Genomic DNA, 17887 nt, shown 5'->3' on the forward strand with positions numbered 1-17887 from the left:
TATTCGATTACACGATATATGTAAATGTGAATTTGTGAGGTTTTCCGTGGCCGACTCCGCTCTTGCAGCCGCCTCATCGCAGATCTCAGCCGCTCAAACGGACACCCCCCAGATCAAGGCGTTCTTTGACGAGCCGACCTTCACGGTGACCTATGTTGTTCATGATCCCGAGAGCCGCCACGCTGCGATCATCGACAGCGTGCTGGACTATGACCCCGCCTCGGGTCGCACCTCCTTCTCCTCGGCAAACGCGCTTGTCGCTTTTGTCGAGGAGAAGGGGCTTGCTATCGACTGGCACCTGGAGACGCACGCTCACGCGGATCACCTGTCAGCTGCGCCATATCTGAAGGAGAAGTTGGGCGGGCAAATCGCCATCGGCGAGCAAATCATCACGGTGCAGCAGGCATTTGGTAAGCTTTTCAACGCGGGCACCGATTTCGAGCGCAACGGTTCCGACTTCGATCATTTGTGGAAAGACGGTGATCACTTCCGGATCGGCAATCTTGATGTAACCGTGCTGCATGTGCCGGGGCACACGCCGGCCTGTATCGCCTATGTGATCGGCGACGCCGTCTTTGTCGGCGATACCATGTTCATGCCCGACTACGGCACGGCACGTGCTGATTTTCCCGGTGGCGATGCCCGAACCCTCTATCAATCTGCGATGCGGCTTCTGTCGCTCCCGCCGGAAACGCGGCTGTTCATGTGCCACGATTATCTTCCGGAAGGGCGCAAGGACTATGTCTGGGAAACGACCGTAGAGGCCGAGCGCCAAGCCAACGTCCATATCCATGACGGGGTAAGCGAAGACGAATTTGTCGCGATGCGCGAGGCCCGCGACAAGACGCTCGCGATGCCGCGCCTCATTCTGCCTTCTGTCCAGGTGAACATGCGCGCCGGTCATTTCCCGCCTGCCGAGGACAATGGCGTCACGTACCTCAAGATTCCGGTCAACGCAGTATGATGCTGCCCGGCTTCCCCAATGCCACCCCCGTCGCGGGGTTGGTTGGCGGCCTGCTGATCGGGCTTGCGGCAGCGATCATGCTGCTCGGACTTGGTCGCATCGCTGGTGTAAGCGGTATGTTGGCCCGCGCGTCGGGAATTTCCGATACGGGCACACCGCGCGCCATAGCGCTCGCGTTCATCGCCGGACTGCCGCTTGGTGCGCTCCTCGTCATACTGTCTTCCAGCAGTATCAGACCGCTTTTTACAGGATCAGTCCTGCAACTGGTCATTGCCGGACTGCTCGTAGGTTTCGGCACGCGCCTTGGTTCAGGCTGCACGAGCGGTCACGGGGTCTGCGGTCTCTCCCGACTTTCGCGCCGGTCGATGGTCGCAACGCTGACCTTCATGGTCAGCGGCTTCGCCACCGTTGGGCTGATGCGCGCTTTCGGTTTCATCAACGGATAGTCGGAGGACACCGGACATGAAGAGGAATATGGGAACGGTCGATCGGATGCTGCGCACCATCGCAGCCTTGGCGATCGGTTATCTCTGGTGGACCGGAACGATCAGCGGGGACCTCGGTGTCGGCTTGGCGATCGTCGCAGTTATATTCCTTCTGACAAGCGCGGTCAGCTTCTGTCCGCTCTACCGCCCGCTCGGCCTTTCAACCTGCGGCACTGGGAAGTGAAGGTCCCTGCCATCTCGTTGCTAGCGGGCACCTTGTTCGGAGCTGGGCTCACCATATCCGGCATGGCTGACCCCGCGCGGGTGCGCGCCTTCCTCGATCTGTTCGGGGCCTGGGATCCCACGCTTGCCTTCGTGATGGTCGGTGCGATGGTGCCGATGGCGATCGCCTGGTTGGTCCAGAAGCGGATGCCGCGACCGATCGTCTGCGAGGCGTTCGACTTGCCCGGTACAAGCTTGCTGGATGCCAAGTTGCTTGGCGGAGCGTCATTGTTCGGGATCGGTTGGGCGATCGGGGGACTATGTCCCGGCCCCGCACTCGCCGACCTTGCCATCGCACCAATTGAAGCCGGAATTTTCGTCGCCGCCATGCTCGCCGGCATGACCGCGCACCGCATCATTACAAAATGAAAAGAGGCCCGCTTCAGAGCGGGATCGAGGAGAAGCCATGGACATCAAGCCGCTCAATCGGGACTTTGCAATCTCCCCGCAGATTGATCTCGCCGACCTTCCGGCAATCGCCGCCCAAGGTTACAAGGCGATCATCTGCAATCGACCTGATAACGAGGAGAAGGGTCAGATTGCCGCTACGGAGCTTCGTGAAGCTGCCGAACGACTGGGCTTAGAGTTCGCGCATGCGCCCGCAGTCTCGGGGGCGATTACCGATGCGAATGTTGAGGCCATGGCAAGTGCGCTAGCGCGCCTTCCTAGGCCGATTCTCGCCTTTTGCCGCTCCGGCGCGAGGTCGACGAAGTTGTATGACCTCTCCTCCTCTCGGAGCCAATCGGCCCCTGTAGTCCATATTCACGATGTCGTGATTGTCGGCGGCGGTGCAGCGGGGATTGCGACGGCAGCAAGCCTTCTAAAGCGCAATCCGAAGCTCGATATTGCAGTTATCGAGCCATCTGAGGAGCATTATTATCAGCCCGGTTGGACTATGGTCGGCGCCGGTGTCTTCGAGAGAGAGTTCACACGACGCACTGAAGCGCAGGTCATGCCGAGCCGAGTGAACTGGATCCGCGCAGCAGCCTCGGATTTTGCCCCCGACGAAAACAAGGTGATCCTCAGTGATGGCGGCGAAGTCCGCTACCGTGTTCTCGTTGCCTGTCCGGGTATCAAATTGGATTGGAACGCTATTCCGGGCTTGGCCGATACGATCGGCAAGAACGGCGTGACGTCCAACTATGGCTATGATCTTGCGCCCTACACCAACAGACTGGTGAAGCAATTCAAGGGCGGACGGGCGCTGTTCACCCAGCCCGCAATGCCGATCAAGTGTGCCGGCGCGCCGCAAAAAGCGATGTACCTTTCCTGTCATCGCTGGGAAAAGGCAGGCGTCCTGAAAGACATCGACGTCCAGTTCCACACCGCCGGCGCGGTGCTGTTCGGCGTTGCCGCCTATGTCCCGGCACTGATGGAATATGTCGAGCGCTATGGCGCGCACCTCAACTTCGAATCGAAGCTCGTCGCGATCGATGGCGCCGCAAAAGTGGCGACTTTCGAACGCAAGGATAGCGACGGCACCGGACGCGTCGAAGAGCGCTTCGACATGATTCACGTCGTGCCGCCACAGGTCGCGCCGGATTTCGTGCGCACCAGTTCCCTCGCAGCAGCCTCCGGCTTCATCGAAGTCAACGAGGCGACGCTTCGACATGTGCGCTATCCTAATGTATTTGCATTGGGCGACGCCTGCTCCGCCTCGAATGCCAAGACCGCCGCTGCGGCGCGCAAGCAGGCGCCGGTTGTCGCGGTCAATGTACTTGCCGTGCTCGAGGGCAAGCCGCCGACCGCTGACTATGACGGCTATGGCTCCTGTCCGCTAACGGTCGAGGCTGGCAAGATCGTGCTCGCCGAGTTCGGCTATGGCGGCAAATTGCTGCCCAGCTTTCCCAATTGGCTGATCGACGGAACGCGGCCCTCGCGCCTGTCCTGGCTCCTCAAGGACACCATCCTGCCGCCGGTTTACTGGCATGGCATGCTCAAGGGCCGGGAATGGATGGTCGCGCCGCACGCGATCGAAGCGGCGCACTGAGCCATGCTTGAGCCGCTTCAATATGCCCTCGGCGGACTGTCAGGCGCGCTGGTGGGCTTTGTCCTCGGGCTTGTCGGGGGCGGCGGGTCGATCCTCGCCGTGCCGCTGCTGCTCTATCTCGTAGGCGTCCGCAATCCGCATGAGGCGATCGGCACCAGTGCATTGGCCGTCGCGGCCAATGCGCTTACTGGCCTCTGGAACCATGCCCATGCCCGCACCGTGAACTGGCGGTGCGGGGGGATCTATGCTGCTGCCGGCGTCGTCGGTGCGCTCGGCGGTTCAACGCTTGGCAAGAGCATCGATGGGCACAAGCTGCTGTTCCTGTTCGCGATCCTGATGATCGTTGTGGCAGTCTTGATGTTTCGCGGTCGCGGCGACCAGGGCGTCGAGGGCGCGCAATGCAATCGGGAGAATGTCGGCAAGGTTGTCAGCTATGGTCTCGGGACCGGCGCCTTTTCCGGCTTCTTCGGGATCGGCGGCGGTTTCCTCATTGTGCCGGGGCTGATCGCCTCGACCCACATGCCCATCCTGCGCGCGATCGGCACCTCGCTCGTCGCGGTCGCGGCCTTCGGTCTGACGACAGCGCTCAACTATGCGCTTTCGGGCTACGTCCTTTGGGGTCTGGCCGGCGTGTTCATCGTGGGCGGCATTGTCGGGAGCGTCATCGGCACGCGTGCATCGCAGGTACTGGCCGCCGAAAAGGGCCGGTTGAACAGCCTCTTCGCAGTCTTCGTGCTCGTCGTTGCCATCTACATGCTATTCAAGAGCTGGTCCGAACTCGCCAGCTGAACGGGGATATTCATGGACGCCATCATTCTCGCAAGGGCGCAATTCGCCTTCACGGTGAGCTTTCACTTCCTCTTCCCGGCCTTTTCCATCGGGCTGGCAAGCTATCTGGCCGTGCTCGAAGCTCTGTGGCTGAAGACCGGCAAGGGCGTCTATGCGAACCTGTTTCGCTACTGGCTGAAGATCTTCGCCGTCGTGTTCGCGATGGGCGTCGTCTCGGGCATTGTCATGTCCTACCAGTTCGGCACCAACTGGTCAGTGTTCTCGGACAAGGCGGGACCTGTCATCGGACCGCTGATGGCCTATGAGGTGCTGACCGCCTTCTTCTTAGAAGCCGGATTCCTCGGGGTCATGTTGTTCGGGATCAACAAGGTTGGGCGCAAGCTGCACTTCGTCGCGACGCTTGCAGTCGCGCTGGGGACTTTTATTTCCGCATTCTGGATCCTGTCGGTCAACAGCTGGATGCAAACGCCCGTTGGCTATGAGGTCGGCGCCAACGGCCAGTTCCTGCCGGGGCCAAGCTGGCTGACAATCATCTTCAATCCCAGCTTCCCCTATCGGCTCTTTCACACGGTCCTTGCCGCCTATCTGACGACCGCTTTTATCGTGGGTGCCGTCGGAGGATGGCATCTCTTAAAGGACCGCACCAATCCCGGCGCACGCAAGATGTTCTCTATGGCGATGTGGATGGCGGCGCTCGTTGCTCCGATCCAGATCTTCGCCGGCGACATGCACGGGCTCAATACTCTCAAGCACCAGCCGGTGAAGGTGATGGCGATGGAAGGCCATTTTCAGAGCCACCCGCACGGTGCGCCTTTGATCCTGTTCGGCATCCCCAACAGCGCTGAACAGCGGGTGTATTATGCCATCGAGATACCCAAGGCGTCGTCGCTGATTCTCAAACACGAACTCGATGCGCCCTTGAGTGGCCTGGACACCGTGCCACCAGCTGATCGTCCTCCCGTCGGTATCGTCTTCTGGGCCTTTCGCGTAATGGTCGGGATCGGTTTCGCGATGCTCGGGATCGGGATCCTGAGCCTCATCGCGCGCTGGCGCAAGGCGCTCTACGACTGGCCGCTGCTGCATCGCTTCGCTGTGCTGATGGGGCCGTCGGGACTGATCGCAGTGCTGTCCGGCTGGATCGTGACGGAAGTCGGACGGCAACCCTTCACAATCTATGGTCTGCTGAGGACCGCCCAAAGCGCTTCACCGCTGGATGCTCCTGCGGTCGCCTCGTCGCTGCTGGCCTTCGTGGTCGTCTATTTCGCCGTCTTCGGGATGGGCATCTGGTATCTGCTTCAACTCATGAAGAAGCCGCCTGAAGCACATGAACCGCCGCCCAGTGATGCGCCCATTCGCAGTGCGGGGATCACCCCGGCGCCGGCTATCATCGAGGGAGCTTCGTCATGATCGATCTCACCGTCATCTGGGCCTGTATCATCGGCTTTGCTATCATCGCCTATGTCGTGATGGACGGCTTCGATCTCGGCATCGGCATCCTGTTTCCGTTCTTCAAGGTCGGGCAGGATCGGGACACCGCGATGAACAGCATCGCTCCGGTCTGGGACGGAAACGAAACCTGGCTGGTTATGGGCGTGGGCGGCCTGTTTGCCGCATTCCCGCTGGCCTATGCCATCATCCTTCCCGCGCTTTACGCGCCGATGATCGCAATGCTGCTTGGCCTTGTATTCCGCGGCGTGGCATTCGAGTTCCGCTGGCGCGACCCGGCGCACCGTGCTTTCTGGGACAAGGCGTTCACGACAGGGTCGGTCGTCGCCACCTTCGCGCAAGGCATTGCGCTCGGCGCGCTGCTACAGGGCATCACGGTCGAGGGGCGCAGCTATGCCGGGGGTTGGTGGGAATGGCTGTCGCCGTTCAGTCTGCTGACGGGTGTCGGGCTGCTAGTCGGCTATGCCCTGCTCGGGGCTTGTTGGCTCAACTGGAAGACTGAAGGCGGGTTGCGACGGCAGACGGTGACCTATGCCGGGCGGCTTGGCATCGGCCTGCTCATCATGATCGGCGTGATCAGCCTCGCAACGCTGCGGCTCGAAACGCAATACTTTCAGCGCTGGCTGAGTTTCCCGGGCGTGGTCGCGACAGCGCAGGTGCCGCTCGCCACGCTCGTCGTAACATTCCTGTTTTATCGTAGCCTCCGATTGAAGCGCGATGCGCAGCCTTTCTTCTGGGCGTTGGCCCTGTTCGGGCTATGCTTGGTCGGCCTTGGTGTCTCGATCTGGCCCGATGTCGTTCCGGCGCGGGTGACGATCTGGGAAGCTGCAGCGCCCGTCCGCAGTCAGTTGTTCATGCTGGTTGGAGCCTCGATCATGGTGCCCGTGATCCTGGCATATACGGCCTGGTCCTATTGGGTTTTCCGGGGCAAGGTTGGCATTGAGGGGTATCATTGATGCCGCTCTGGCTGAGTCGCCTTGGATGGTTTTTCGGCATTTGGGCTGCTAGCGTTTTCGCGTTGGCGCTTGTGGGCGGAATGCTCCGCTGGTGGCTACGCTAAATGGCCCCTCGCCATAGGTGAGAGGCCAACACTCAAATTTCGGTATTTTTGGGCGTCTTCTACGTCGATCCCGAGATAGCTAACCATATTCTCGATCTTGCTATGGCCGAGCAGGATCTGGACAACCCGTAGATTGCCGGTCGCCCTGTATATGATCGATGCCTTCGCTCGGCGGAGTGAGCGGGTGCCGTATTCGCTCCGCATCAGGCCAACTCCTGTCAACCATTCATCTACAAGCCGAGCATAATGCCGAGGCCGTTCGTCGGGAGGTGCGGGAACGTCGGCTTGTAATCAGGGCTGCCGTTTAACATGTCACAGGCGAACGTCGGGAATGTCCCAGCGCCCGTGCCCGGCACGCCCTGGGCACGGGCGCCAGCAGATTCAGATCTCCGTGTTTTCTGCAAGGGCAAGCGCGTCCTCTACGTCGATCCCTAGATAGCGCACCGTGTTCTCAATCTTGCTATGGCCGAGCAGTATCTGAACGGCGCGAAGGTTGCCCGTCGCCCTGTAGATGATCGATGCCTTCGTTCGGCGAAGTGAGTGCGTGCCATACTCGCTCCGCATCAAGCCGACACCTGTCACCCATTCGTCGACAAGCCGAGCATACTGCCGTGTGCTCAGGTGCCCATTGTGATCAACCCGGCTTGGGAAAACATAATCGTCCACTGTTCCGCCCCGGCGTTCGAGCCATGCCAGCAAGCTCGCTCGAGCATCTGGCAGCAGCTCAAATTGAACGGGCCGACCTGTTTTCTGCTGCATGACGATTGCCCGCGTTCGGACCTGCCCGCCGCTTACAAGGTCGCCGATCTTGATCTGCACGAGGTCGCAGCCCCGAAGCTTGCTGTCGATCGCCAGATCGAACAGCGCCCGATCTCGTAGGCGGCGGCGCTGATTGAGGTAGAAACGGATTTCCCAAATCTGCTTCGGTTTCAGCGCCCGCTTGGCGCCCACGGTCCTTCCTGCATTCCAAACCGGGCGCTTGGTGGCGATGAGTTCTGTTTCAGGCATCTCCATGATCGTTCTCCTTTGGCCACATTGGCCTTCTGCAGAACGCTTGCCGACGAGGATGCGCAGGACTTGCTATAGGGCTCGTGCCGACCAGCCCTAGTCAGTTCGCCATCATCTCAGGAGCGTCCGTTTCTACCGAAAGCAGCCATCGGTACTCCGCTGCGTTGGATTGTTGCAGTGCCGACGTAACTGCAAGATTAGCAGCAGGTCGGCACCGACTGTCCGCACGTCAATATTTTCCGAAAGCCCGCTGAGATATGCACGGGGCGAACGCCGTGTACTTGGGATCCGCTGTGGCCGCGCGTGCTACGTACCAAGCAGTCAATTGGCAGCATTCAGCCTGAGCTTCAGCCGCTTGATCAGCATTGTCGGCCCGCCAGCCATGATAGGGCCTTCGTCGGTGTCCAGCTCGAACGGGCCGATGTGCTTGAACCAGGTCTCGTACAAGACGCGCAGTTCCAGCCTGGCCAGATGCATGCCCGCGCACATGTGGTAACCGCCTCCGAAGGCCAGGTGACGAGGTCCGCCGGTATCCGATTCCGGCGCGTTGCTGGCAGCGCCGCACATGTTCCAGACGATATCGCCGGCCTTCAGCGTAATGCCTTCCAGATCAATGTCCTTCTTCACCAGGCGCAGCGGATTGACGAAGGTCGATCGACGAAGCAGTTGTTCCATGATGCCGGGAATAGTGGCGGGATCCCGGCGAACGCTGTCCTGCAGCTCGGCGTCCATCGCAAGAAAGCGCATGCCGTAGCTCATAGCGTTCACGACCGTGTCCAGCCCGCCCAGAAACAGCACATAACAGATCGCGAGCAGTTCTCTCGGGCCGATAGGCTCGCCAGCTACTGTTTCCTGAATGAGCGAGCTTACGAGATCGTCACGCGGCTCCTCGCGTCGTTGGGCGATCAGGTCGGCGAGAATCTCGATGATACGCGCGTTCGCGGCCGCGGTGGCGGGCGTGTTCCGGTCGAGCCCTTCCGGGCTAATGATCTGCACGGCGAGGTTGCGAAACTCCTCGTATCCCTCGGCCGGTAAGCCCATGAGTTCCATGAAGATGGAGATGGGCATCGGTTCGGCCACCTCCTTCAGGAAATCGCAGCTCGGCCGCGCTGCAATCGGAGCGATAAGTGTTTCCGCTTTCGCCCTGACGAAGCCTTCCAGCCGCTTGATCTTGCCGGGCGTGAGCTGGCGCACGACGGCCATTCGCCACGGGCCGTTTTCGGGTGGGTCGAGGCATAGCGGGATCATGTCCGGCGCGCCGCTCTGCGCCCCGGCGTTGAACAGCGACGTGGAGAAGTGCTCGCCGTCGGAGAACGCCTTCTGGATGAGGTCCTCGCGGAAGAACATCCATCCACCCGCCTTCGGCGCGTAGGCAATCGGTGGCGACGATGCGCGAATCTGCTCGAGACGCTGGAAAACGTCGACCGCCAGGCCCGCATCGTGATTGGGATCGAAATCGATCAACAGGTGGGACGGCACATGGGACGGTAAACCTGCAGTCTCAAGCACGCTGCTACTCCTCGACATTGTAATCCGCATCCGCCAGCTCCGGTACGATCCGGGCCCGACGGCTGTGCAGCGACCCAATATAATTGTAAGCGGCCAGATACAAGGTAATCGATGGATTACACGGAGTGATCGTTGTCGAACGAGGCGAGCGGAAGATCGCCTGCCGTTGCGAGCGGCCATAGGAGCCGACAGCATTCGCTCCCCCGGCCCGCCGGATATGAAATTGATCGTCCCTTCTATTGATCGGCGCTGTTGGGAAGGCAGCGCAAGAGCGTTCACGCGTCCACGATGGCCTGCAACGTGCGTGCCAGCCATGCGCGCGTCGCTGGCGTGGGAGTGCCCCTCAGCGGTTCGAGCGGCAACATCACTTTGTATGTAAAGAAGCCCGTAACCACCATGAGCAGCTGCGCAGCGCGCTCGGATGCCTCGGGACCGCCGAACCACAGTTCGAGTGGTTCGATGGCCTTGCGTTGCAGTATCGCCAGCGCCGAGCGACGAGCTGCGCTGTCGCTCGCTGCGAAGACAAGCATCGGCACCGACGACGCTGCGTCCTTGCCAGCCCCGCAGAAGGCGTCGGCAATGGTGGCTCCGAAAGTTGCGCGATCGGTGCGCGTGAAATGCGTGACGTCGAGCGATGCCTCTAGCGCTGCCTCGAAAAGCTTCAGCTTGGATCCGTAATAGCGCGCGATCAGCGCTTGATTGACTTTCGCCTTGGCGGCGATGTCGCGCAATCCGGCTTCTGCGTATCCGCATCTGGAGAACGTATGCTGCGCGGCTTTCAAGATAGCTCGCTTGGTTCGATCCGTGTTCATGCTACGCAGCGTCGGCGCCGGTGGGTCATCATGGTTCATCGAGTGCCGCCAGTTCAGTAGTCGGTTGTTGACAGAATAATCCGTCGCTTACATTAAGGTGGAGCAATCTTCGACGCTGCTAGGCCGCTTGGCGCTGAAAAGAGATCATCAGGGAGACCCTTCGTGCAGACGGGAATGAGCGAAGCGCGTCCGCCCTTGTGCATTCCGAGCCACGTTCCGCGGGAGCTGGTGATCGACTTCAACGCCGCGAACGACGTGGCGCTCACCTTCGACGCGTTCAAGCGCATGGATGAGCTTCGCAACAGTTCGCCGCCGATCGCATATTCTCCGCACAATGGAGGACACTGGCTATTTTTTCGGGAGCAGGATGTCCACTCCGCCCTGACGGACTCCGAACATTTCTCCACCAGGCTGTTTGCCGCCGACTTCAATCAGGGCGCTCCGGACATGATCCCGCTGTGCCTTGACCCGCCGGAGCACGGACCGTGGCGAATGGTCGTGGCGAGACAGCTTACACCGGCGAAAATGCGCCGGCTCGAGCCTTTTATTCGGGCAAAGGCGGAGGCGCTGGTTCTACCGCTGCGAGGGCGCCCGCATTGCGACTTCGTACGGGAGGTGGCTGAGCCGATGCCGATCTCCATCTTCATGGCCTTGATGGGGCTCGATCAGGACCGTCAGGAAGAGTTCCGGGAACTCGCATTAAAAATTACTAGCCCGGAAGGCCAGGACAGGAAGTCCGAAACGACCGGCATTGCCACCGCCCGTGTGCTGGCGATGTTGAAGGAATTGATCTCACTTCGCCGGGCCTCACCGGGCGATGACCTCATTAGCTCGGTGCTACGCGAGACCGTACACGGTCAGCCGATCGGCGACAGCGAGGTGCTGGCGAGCTGCTACGTCCTGTTTCTCGGCGGTCTCGATACCGTAGTGAATGCCATGGGCTTCGGCATGCGCTTCCTGGCGCTCGATCCTGAATTGCAGCGTTCGGCGCGAATGAAGGCGGTCAGCATCGCCGACCTTGTAGAGATCCTGCTGCGCAAGTCGGCTTTCCAGGGGCAGATGCGCCTTGTCGTGCGCGATTGCTGCATGTCGGGCGTCCAGCTCAGGGCCGGCGACATAGCCTGGCTGATGCAGTGGCCTGCAAGCAACGAACAGGATGGCGCCCGTACCGGCCCGAAGCACTTCACGTTCGGCGGCGGCGCGCATCTGTGTGCGGGCATGCACCTAGCCCGACTGGAGCTGCGCATACTTTACGAGACGTGGTTCGAGCACATCGGCGGGTTCGCTCTCGGGCTGGACCACAGCCCGTCGATGAGCGGCGGCGCGGTGATGCACATCAAGCGACTATTGCTTGATCTGGAGACCGATCGCCTGGCTGCCTGACGCCCCGGCCGCCGGCTCTACCGCTCCGGCGGGTGGCGGTAACCGGCCGGCTGGTGCGACACTCTCACGAGGGAAGGGTGAAGCGCGTCGTGGAGCACTTCCACGCGCGTCTTTACCATCGCCGTACCGGTCGCCATCGGCTCGCCCGTGCCCAGATTGCGGGCATAGCGCGGGAAGCACGCGCTGGCGACGTAGATGCGCAGCTTGCGCCGGACCGCGAAGCGCCACGCGGTGGGCCAGCAAGGGATGGTGACGCGGCGCGAGCCGTCGGCTTCCAGCGGGCCGGGCTCGATCCGCCGGTAGCCGCTGCTGACGAACTGCGCCGTCCCCTTCTCGTTCACCTCGGCGAGGGCGACATAAAGGTCGAAGTGGCTGTTATCGGTGCGCACGAACAAGTCGACGGACACGGGGCCGATGATCTCCAGGTCCTCAGAGAGAAAGCCGGTGGTGAACGAGACCACGTCGGAGCGGTGATCGTAAGGCGACAGATCGCGCGACTTCTGGGGCATGGTCACCGGGCCATACAAGGACGGGGTCGGATCGGCCGGATCATAGACGTACGCGCTAGAACCGGTGCCCTCGGGCGCACGATCTTCGCGCAGCGCCCCGCCGCCATGTAGGTGATATTCCTGCGTCGAAGTGCCCTTGGGCGGCCAATTGTCGAAGGTGCGCCACTCGTCGGCGCCCTGCACGTACAGCCTGAGCGGAGCCCGCTCGACCGGCCCCCTCGGGTCGTCATGGGCGAGGCCGCTGAGGAATTCGATCGCCTGGCGCTGGCCTTCGAACAGTCCACCCGGCCCGCCGTGTTCCCAGGGGCCGACCGTGATCCAGGTCGGAAGGCCCGCTTCCAGGCGGCGGGTGAGGTCTTCGAGCTGATAGGGAAGAAACAGGTCCTGCCATCCCGCGATCAGAAGCGTGGGCGCCCGCAGCGCGGTGACGCCGGCCGAGAAGTCCATCGCGCGCCACCATGGATCGGCGAGATCGCGTCGGTTCACCCAGTCCTGCCACCAGCTTTCCGTAGCGCCGAACGCGGCCTGGTCCATCGTGCCGACGGGCAGATGCATGAACGTCGCGGGGTTGACCGGCTTGCCGCCGAAAAACGGCGACGTGCCCGAGGTGATGCTATCGTGCATCTGCCGCGTCCAGTTGAGAGCGGTGAACTGCGCGAGGCCGCCGCCCTCCAACAAGGCATCGCCGAAATTGGCCTGGGAGACCGTGATTGCCGCACCGTCCACCAGCTCGGGACACTCGGTTGCGATCGCCCAGGCGGTGAACCCTAGGTAACTGCCGCCAAAAAGGTAGAGCTTGCCGCCGAACCAGGGTTGGTCACGCACCCAATGTACCGCATCGGCGCCGTCCGCGCGTTCCTGGCGCACCGGATCGAACACGCCGCCTGATCCGTCGGTCGCGCGCACACTCTGTACCACCACGGTGAGCCCGCGCTCGGCAAGGAGCGCGGCCGAGAACGCCAGGAGGAAGCCGCGCCCGTAAGGGCTGCGAACGAGCACTGTGGGGCGCGGCTTGCCATCCTTGGGAAAGTAGCGGTCCGCGATCAGGATCACGCCGTCTCGAGTGCGCATCTCGACGTTGCGCTCGACGCGGATGCCGTTCTTCTTGCGCGGCAGCTTCAGGAACCGCGCGGCGACGCTGCGAAATGCACTGCCCAGGATTGCCAAGTTTCGATTCCTTCAATGGCGGACGTGACGGCGGCAGACGTTCCCGAGCAAGCCGATGCCTGCTCGGGTCGCCGCCGTCATGGTGTTAAGCTCCCGAGACTACTTCTCGCCGCACTTGAAGCTGGCGGCATGGTTCGGATCGCCCTGAACGTAGACCGCCCGCTGCGGATAGGGGCAGATGGGCTGCGTGCGCATGACCGGCTTGTCGCCAGGCGATTGCAGGTCGATCCGCTCCGGCGCCTTTCCGTTCTCGACCCATTCGACCAGCAGCTTGAAGAACTGGGCCGGCGAGACAACCGGAGGATTAGCCGCAGGATTCGCCGTGCCGTTCGGAGTCGCGTGGCCGACGCCGGGAACGATATAGAGGCGATAGAAGGCCTGGACCCGGGCCGGTCCGCCCTGCAGCGCCGCGACCTGATCGTAGTATCGCATCGAACCCTGCACCGGAATGGCCTCGTCGTTTACGCCGTGCCAGCCCAGCAGCTTACCGCCCCTGGCGCGGAACGCCTGCAGGTTCGGGTTCTTGGTGTCGACGTTCCCGAACTGCGCCTGCGACGCTTCCGCGCGTGCCGCCGCCTTGGCCAGATCGGCATAGGACAGCTGCTTCCAGCCGTCCGCACCATCGCCGGTGGCGTTCTCGAAGTTGGTCGAGGCGAGCCTGGCATCGCCCAGCGCCAGGGCGACCATGTCCGAAGAGTGAGAGAACGGCCCGCCGGTGTTCGTCACGCCCGCATTCGTGCGGAACAGCTTCGAGAACGTCGCATTGTAGAGCGACGTTCCGCGGTTGTACCCGAACCAGATCCGCTTGCCGCCGACGCCCGATTTCCAGCCGTTGTCCACGGCCGGATCGGGCGCGGTCCCGTCGACCGTCGCCCCGTACCAGATCTTGTTGAACGCACGCGCCTGCTTGCGCGTCACGCAGTCCGCCGTCTCGTTGCTGCCGCCGTCGGTGCGGCACAGAACGGCGCGATCCTTGGTCGGGTCGTACCGGCAGGCCGCCGTGTCCATGATGTACCCCAGGTGCACGCCGCCGACCACATCGCACGCGTGAATGGCGGCTTGCGAGACGAGGTCCTGTTGCGGGTACGTGGGCACGACGCCGCCCAGGTCACGCTGGAACACCAGCTGCGGGTACAACCCTCCGATGATGAAGGTGCTCCAGTTGATCGCCGGCAGGTTGCCGACGATGCCGTCGTAATCCTCGGGATGGTTCTGGGCCAGGCTGTAGGCCTCCCGCCCGCCATTCGACGAGCCCTCGAAATAGCTGTGATGGGGCGCCCGGCCGTAGAAGAGCGTGGCGAGCGCCTTGGTCTTCAACGCTTGCTCGTGCACCGCGCGCGACGCGAAATCCTGCCACAAGACCTGGTTCAGCGATCCATCGGGGTTCATCCCGAAGTCGCCGCCGCCTTTCATGCCGGGTACGGCGCCGGAACGCGGGTGGCCGCCGTCGCTGGACGACGTCACCGATCCTTCCTGCGACGCCAGCGCGCCGGCGCGGCCGTCGCCGATGGCGACGGGCGTCCCGTGCGGCCCGCCGTTGTAGCCGCCGCCGCCCACGGCATGGACGCGCCCGTTCCAGTTCGGCGAACTCGGCAGCCACACTTCGAGGCCGATGCCGGGCGAGGTGGATGGCGCCCCGTCCGGGCCGGGATGCCCGGGACCGACCAGCAGCTTGACGAGGCAGACATCGTTCGCGGCCTGCTGCGAGAACGGCGTCTTGGGTTCGTTGAGGCGCAGCACCTCGCCCTTGCGGAATTGATGGACCAGCACGACGGTAGTCTGGTCGTCGGGCTTGAACGTGGCCTTGATGCTGTTGTCGCAGCTCTGACCTGCCGCATGCGCGGGTGCGGCCGTCATCGTGAAGCCCGCGCAACCCAGAGCGGCGGCGAGGGCGGTGTGAATCATGTACCGGATCTTCATGCTGTCTTTCGCCTGTCCTACCTGGCAGTGAGTTCGTCGTTGCTCGGCTATCGGCCGAAGCGCACCTTCAATCTTGCACCATACATGCGCGGTTCGCCGATCGAGGCGACTTCGAAGCCGGCGGACGTGTAGAGGCCGGCATAGCCGCGATAGTACTTGCTGTTCGTCGCGTTGGTCATGAACAAGTTCAGGTCGACCGGCTTGCCGGCGATCTCATTCCACGCCAGGTTCAGCGAAAGCAGGTCGGTGGGGTCGATCGAGCCGACATCCAGGCCGAGCGCGGCGGTCGTATGGATCGAATAGTTCACCGTCTGGCGATCGGTATGGACGTACGTCGCACCCACCGAGACTTTGCCGATGCTGTCCGGAAGCGGCAGCACATAAGTGCCGGTGACCGCCACCTTGTTCTTCGGCGCGAACTGCAGCGGGTCACCGGTCTGCACCGTCGCCGTAACGTTGTACGGGCTGGAAGCGGGCGTCTGGATATCTGCAACCCGTAAGATCTTGGTGTTGAGATAGGCGTAGCTGACATCCGCGGTGAAGCCGGCGAAGGGAGAAATCGAAATCTCCGCTTCCGCACCATAGATGCGCGATTGACCTGCGTTGATGATTGCGCCGGTAGGGGCAACCGGTCGTCCGGGCTTGGCGGTGAGCCCTAGTTCCAGCTGCTGGTTCGCGAAACCGTTGTAGAACGCCGAAACGTCGAACGTCCCTCGCACAGGTCCCCGGAACGAGGTCTTGATTCCGGCTTCGTAAGTATCGACCTTCTCGGCATCGAAGGTGCCGAAGCCGGTCGGAGCGGTGGGATTGACCCCACCTGTGCGATAGCCGCGCACATACTTCGCATAGAGCAGGACGTCGTTATCGGGCTTGTAGTCCAGACCGATCAGCCATGTCGGGGCGCTGGACTTCTGCCGCAGATCGTTCTCGCAATTCGGAGCCTGCAGATCCGGGTTGGTGCAGAAGGACCCGATCGGCCCGGACTGGCTGATGCCTGCTGGGAACAAATAACTGATGAGAGCCGTCTGATTCGACACTTTGTCCCAGGTATAGCGAAGCCCTCCGGTCAGCTTGAACCTATCGGACAGGCTGTAGGTCGCCTGGCCGTAAAGACCCACGTTCCTGAAGCGGGTGCGGGTCGAACTGTAGTTCGTCGCGCCCTGGCCCAGCGGGTTGGCGCAGACGAGCGCGTCCGGGTCGGCGCACGACAGCAGCACCGGGGCCTGCGAACCGGATAAGCCCAGTGGGTCACTGACCTCCAGGTAGGCGCCGCCCTGATACGTCAACCGGTTTGCAAACGCGCTGCCCTGCAGCTGCAGTTCCTCGGTGAACGTGGACTGCTCCGAGGAGTTGCGGCCCGGGATGGGGCGGCTGCTCGCAAAATCGATGATGGTGCCCGGCGCAATGAACCCCGGCGCCAGGACGCTCGCGTCGAAGGCGGTTCCGAACAAGGGATTGCGGAACAGTTGGCGCAGTTCGGCATAGCTGACGATGTTCTTGACAGTGAGGGCGTCGGAAGCCCGCCAGGTGGTGGTATCAATCAGCTGCCAGGTGGTTGCCAGCGTTCGGGGGTCGCGCATGGAGTTCTGGGCGGTGAAGAACCCTGCCCCTCTCGCATCCTCCTGTGCGAGTTGAAGGCAGCCGAGCGGACCAAGTCCGAACGCACCGCAGCGAACCAGCTTCTGGATATCCCCGTTCGTATCCGAGCGACTGTAAGACCCGATCAGGTAGTTCTCGAGATCGGGCGTGAGATCGACGACCAAGCTGGCGCGCAACGACGTGTAGTCCACATCGTTGAACCGCCCAGGTCCGATACCGCTGCCATTCTTCAGGTAGCCATCGCGGGTCTGCCGGTCGCCGCCGATCCGCAGCCGAGCGCTATCCCCGAGCGGTAGATTGAGCACGGCCTGGAGGCGCCTCAGGTCGTAGTTCCCGACGGAAACCTCGACATATCCCCCGAATTCGCCCGTGGGCTTTTGCGGGACAAGGACGATCGCACCGCCTGTCGTGTTGCGACCGAACAAGGTTCCTTGAGGCCCCTTGAGCACCTGGACGTTCTGCAGGTCGAAGAACGCTCCGGGGCCGGCGCCGTCACCGATCGGGAGGCTGTTCGCCGCTCCGCGCGGTGCCACGACGTCCGCGAAGTAGACGCCGACCGAGGGCTGAGTGCCGTTCGCGCGAACGAAGCCGCGGATGGCGAAGGCCGCGTTCTGGCTGCCGAACCGCGAGTCCGTCGCGAGGGATGGCGTGAATGCGGCGAGATCCTGTCCGTTGATCACGTTGCGATTGGCAAGCTGCTGCTGGTTGAACACGGTGATCGAGATCGGCACGTCCTGGAGCCGCTCCTCGACGCGCCGTGCCGTCACGATAATGTCAGACTGGTCACCGCCGCCGGTACCGCTCTGTGCCAGCGCCGTGCCGGCCGAGATGGCCGTCAGCGCGGTCGCCGCCATAAGCGCGACGAAGTGCGAGGTCATGCCCTTCATATCTTCTCCCCCCTGAGTGTTTTGTCTTGTTCGTTGATCGGCAACGCAGCGCGCCCGAGTTCGCCCGGTCGCGATCTTATTCTATCGGCTCGGCGCGCCTCTTGCTGTCGAACGCTTGTGCCACGACGTACGCCTGC

At 62.3% G+C, this 17887-nt stretch carries 16 protein-coding genes and 1 pseudogene; 10 read left to right on the plus strand and 7 right to left on the minus strand.

What is annotated here, in order from left to right:
• Positions 1-46 precede the first annotated feature (46 nt).
• Genes BES08_RS29570 through BES08_RS32405 form a run of 9 tightly spaced genes read left to right on the plus strand, consistent with a single transcriptional unit; the run spans position 47 to position 6956 of the window.
• A complete protein-coding gene (locus BES08_RS29570; protein WP_010338389.1) occupies positions 47-964 on the plus strand; it encodes an MBL fold metallo-hydrolase in 918 nt (305 codons plus the stop codon).
• On the plus strand, positions 961-1410 hold the full coding sequence (locus BES08_RS29575; protein WP_010338387.1) for a YeeE/YedE family protein: 450 nt from the start codon (positions 961-963) through the stop codon (positions 1408-1410). Before BES08_RS29570 ends, BES08_RS29575 begins: the two co-directional genes overlap by 4 nt.
• Before the next feature lie 16 nt (positions 1411-1426).
• Entirely contained in the window at positions 1427-1633 is a 207-nt protein-coding gene (locus tag BES08_RS29580) for a YgaP family membrane protein (RefSeq protein WP_010338386.1), read from the plus strand.
• Positions 1630-2040: a DUF6691 family protein gene (locus tag BES08_RS29585; RefSeq protein WP_010338385.1), complete on the plus strand. Its 411-nt coding sequence runs from the start codon at positions 1630-1632 to the stop codon at positions 2038-2040. Before BES08_RS29580 ends, BES08_RS29585 begins: the two co-directional genes overlap by 4 nt.
• A 37-nt stretch (positions 2041-2077) precedes the next feature.
• Complete coding sequence (locus tag BES08_RS29590; RefSeq protein ID WP_029547838.1) at positions 2078-3661, plus strand: bifunctional protein tyrosine phosphatase family protein/NAD(P)/FAD-dependent oxidoreductase; 1584 nt, start codon at positions 2078-2080, stop codon at positions 3659-3661.
• Between the two features lie 3 nt (positions 3662-3664).
• Positions 3665-4450: a sulfite exporter TauE/SafE family protein gene (locus tag BES08_RS29595; protein WP_010338383.1), complete on the plus strand. Its 786-nt coding sequence runs from the start codon at positions 3665-3667 to the stop codon at positions 4448-4450.
• 12 nt (positions 4451-4462) lie between these two features.
• A complete protein-coding gene (locus tag BES08_RS29600; protein ID WP_010338382.1) occupies positions 4463-5857 on the plus strand; it encodes a cytochrome ubiquinol oxidase subunit I in 1395 nt (464 codons plus the stop codon).
• Positions 5854-6852, plus strand: a complete 999-nt coding sequence (cydB, locus tag BES08_RS29605) for a cytochrome d ubiquinol oxidase subunit II (protein ID WP_010338381.1) — start codon at positions 5854-5856, stop codon at positions 6850-6852. The genes BES08_RS29600 and cydB overlap by 4 nt, the downstream gene beginning before the upstream one ends.
• The gene (locus BES08_RS32405; protein WP_080572849.1) at positions 6852-6956 is read left to right on the plus strand and encodes a DUF2474 family protein; all 105 of its coding nucleotides are present in this window, start codon (positions 6852-6854) and stop codon (positions 6954-6956) included. The genes cydB and BES08_RS32405 overlap by 1 nt, the downstream gene beginning before the upstream one ends.
• Here the strand turns inward: BES08_RS32405 and BES08_RS34390 are convergent.
• The 4 genes and pseudogenes from BES08_RS34390 to BES08_RS29620 all read right to left on the minus strand — a co-directional run.
• Positions 6948-7208: pseudogene (locus tag BES08_RS34390) on the minus strand (site-specific integrase); the annotation flags it as partial. The gene BES08_RS32405 and the pseudogene BES08_RS34390 overlap by 9 nt on opposite strands.
• Before the next feature lie 129 nt (positions 7209-7337).
• On the minus strand, positions 7338-7970 hold the full coding sequence (locus BES08_RS29610; RefSeq protein ID WP_010338379.1) for a tyrosine-type recombinase/integrase: 633 nt from the start codon (positions 7968-7970) through the stop codon (positions 7338-7340).
• A gap of 315 nt (positions 7971-8285) precedes the next feature.
• Positions 8286-9473 carry a cytochrome P450 gene (locus BES08_RS29615; protein ID WP_155986516.1) on the minus strand — a complete coding sequence of 396 codons (1188 nt, stop codon included), beginning with the start codon at positions 9471-9473 and terminating at the stop codon, positions 8286-8288.
• A gap of 275 nt (positions 9474-9748) precedes the next feature.
• Complete coding sequence (locus tag BES08_RS29620) at positions 9749-10324, minus strand: TetR/AcrR family transcriptional regulator (protein WP_069710254.1); 576 nt, start codon at positions 10322-10324, stop codon at positions 9749-9751.
• A gap of 135 nt (positions 10325-10459) precedes the next feature.
• On the opposite strand from BES08_RS29620, the gene BES08_RS29625 reads away from it, so the two are divergent.
• Positions 10460-11668, plus strand: a complete 1209-nt coding sequence (locus tag BES08_RS29625) for a cytochrome P450 family protein (protein ID WP_069710255.1) — start codon at positions 10460-10462, stop codon at positions 11666-11668.
• 17 nt (positions 11669-11685) lie between these two features.
• Here BES08_RS29625 and BES08_RS29630 read toward each other — a convergent pair whose 3' ends face one another.
• The 3 genes from BES08_RS29630 to BES08_RS29640 form a co-directional block, all read right to left on the minus strand.
• On the minus strand, positions 11686-13344 hold the full coding sequence (locus BES08_RS29630; RefSeq protein WP_083274936.1) for a CocE/NonD family hydrolase: 1659 nt from the start codon (positions 13342-13344) through the stop codon (positions 11686-11688).
• 99 nt (positions 13345-13443) lie between these two features.
• Complete coding sequence (locus BES08_RS29635; RefSeq protein WP_155986495.1) at positions 13444-15264, minus strand: tannase/feruloyl esterase family alpha/beta hydrolase; 1821 nt, start codon at positions 15262-15264, stop codon at positions 13444-13446.
• 47 nt (positions 15265-15311) lie between these two features.
• Positions 15312-17750, minus strand: a complete 2439-nt coding sequence (locus BES08_RS29640) for a TonB-dependent receptor (RefSeq protein ID WP_036530887.1) — start codon at positions 17748-17750, stop codon at positions 15312-15314.
• Positions 17751-17887: the final 137 nt, after the last annotated feature.

Origin of the sequence: Novosphingobium resinovorum (genome assembly GCF_001742225.1) — a bacterium.
Taxonomy (GTDB): Bacteria; Pseudomonadota; Alphaproteobacteria; order Sphingomonadales; family Sphingomonadaceae; genus Novosphingobium; species Novosphingobium resinovorum_A.

Bases quoted from the DNA above. Each gene is read 5' to 3' on its own strand.
- BES08_RS29575 (WP_010338387.1), top strand. From the start codon at position 961: ATGATGCTGCCCGGCTTCCCCAATGCCACCCCCGTCGCGGGGTTGGTT.
- BES08_RS29580 (WP_010338386.1), top strand. From the start codon at position 1,427: ATGAAGAGGAATATGGGAACGGTCGATCGGATGCTGCGCACCATCGCA.
- BES08_RS29590 (WP_029547838.1), top strand. From the start codon at position 2,078: ATGGACATCAAGCCGCTCAATCGGGACTTTGCAATCTCCCCGCAGATT.
- BES08_RS29595 (WP_010338383.1), top strand. From the start codon at position 3,665: ATGCTTGAGCCGCTTCAATATGCCCTCGGCGGACTGTCAGGCGCGCTG.
- BES08_RS29600 (WP_010338382.1), top strand. From the start codon at position 4,463: ATGGACGCCATCATTCTCGCAAGGGCGCAATTCGCCTTCACGGTGAGC.
- cydB (WP_010338381.1), top strand. From the start codon at position 5,854: ATGATCGATCTCACCGTCATCTGGGCCTGTATCATCGGCTTTGCTATC.
- BES08_RS32405 (WP_080572849.1), top strand. From the start codon at position 6,852: ATGCCGCTCTGGCTGAGTCGCCTTGGATGGTTTTTCGGCATTTGGGCT.
- BES08_RS29610 (WP_010338379.1), bottom strand. From the start codon at position 7,970: ATGGAGATGCCTGAAACAGAACTCATCGCCACCAAGCGCCCGGTTTGG.
- BES08_RS29620 (WP_069710254.1), bottom strand. From the start codon at position 10,324: ATGAACCATGATGACCCACCGGCGCCGACGCTGCGTAGCATGAACACG.
- BES08_RS29625 (WP_069710255.1), top strand. From the start codon at position 10,460: ATGAGCGAAGCGCGTCCGCCCTTGTGCATTCCGAGCCACGTTCCGCGG.
- BES08_RS29635 (WP_155986495.1), bottom strand. From the start codon at position 15,264: ATGAAGATCCGGTACATGATTCACACCGCCCTCGCCGCCGCTCTGGGT.
- BES08_RS29640 (WP_036530887.1), bottom strand. From the start codon at position 17,750: ATGAAGGGCATGACCTCGCACTTCGTCGCGCTTATGGCGGCGACCGCG.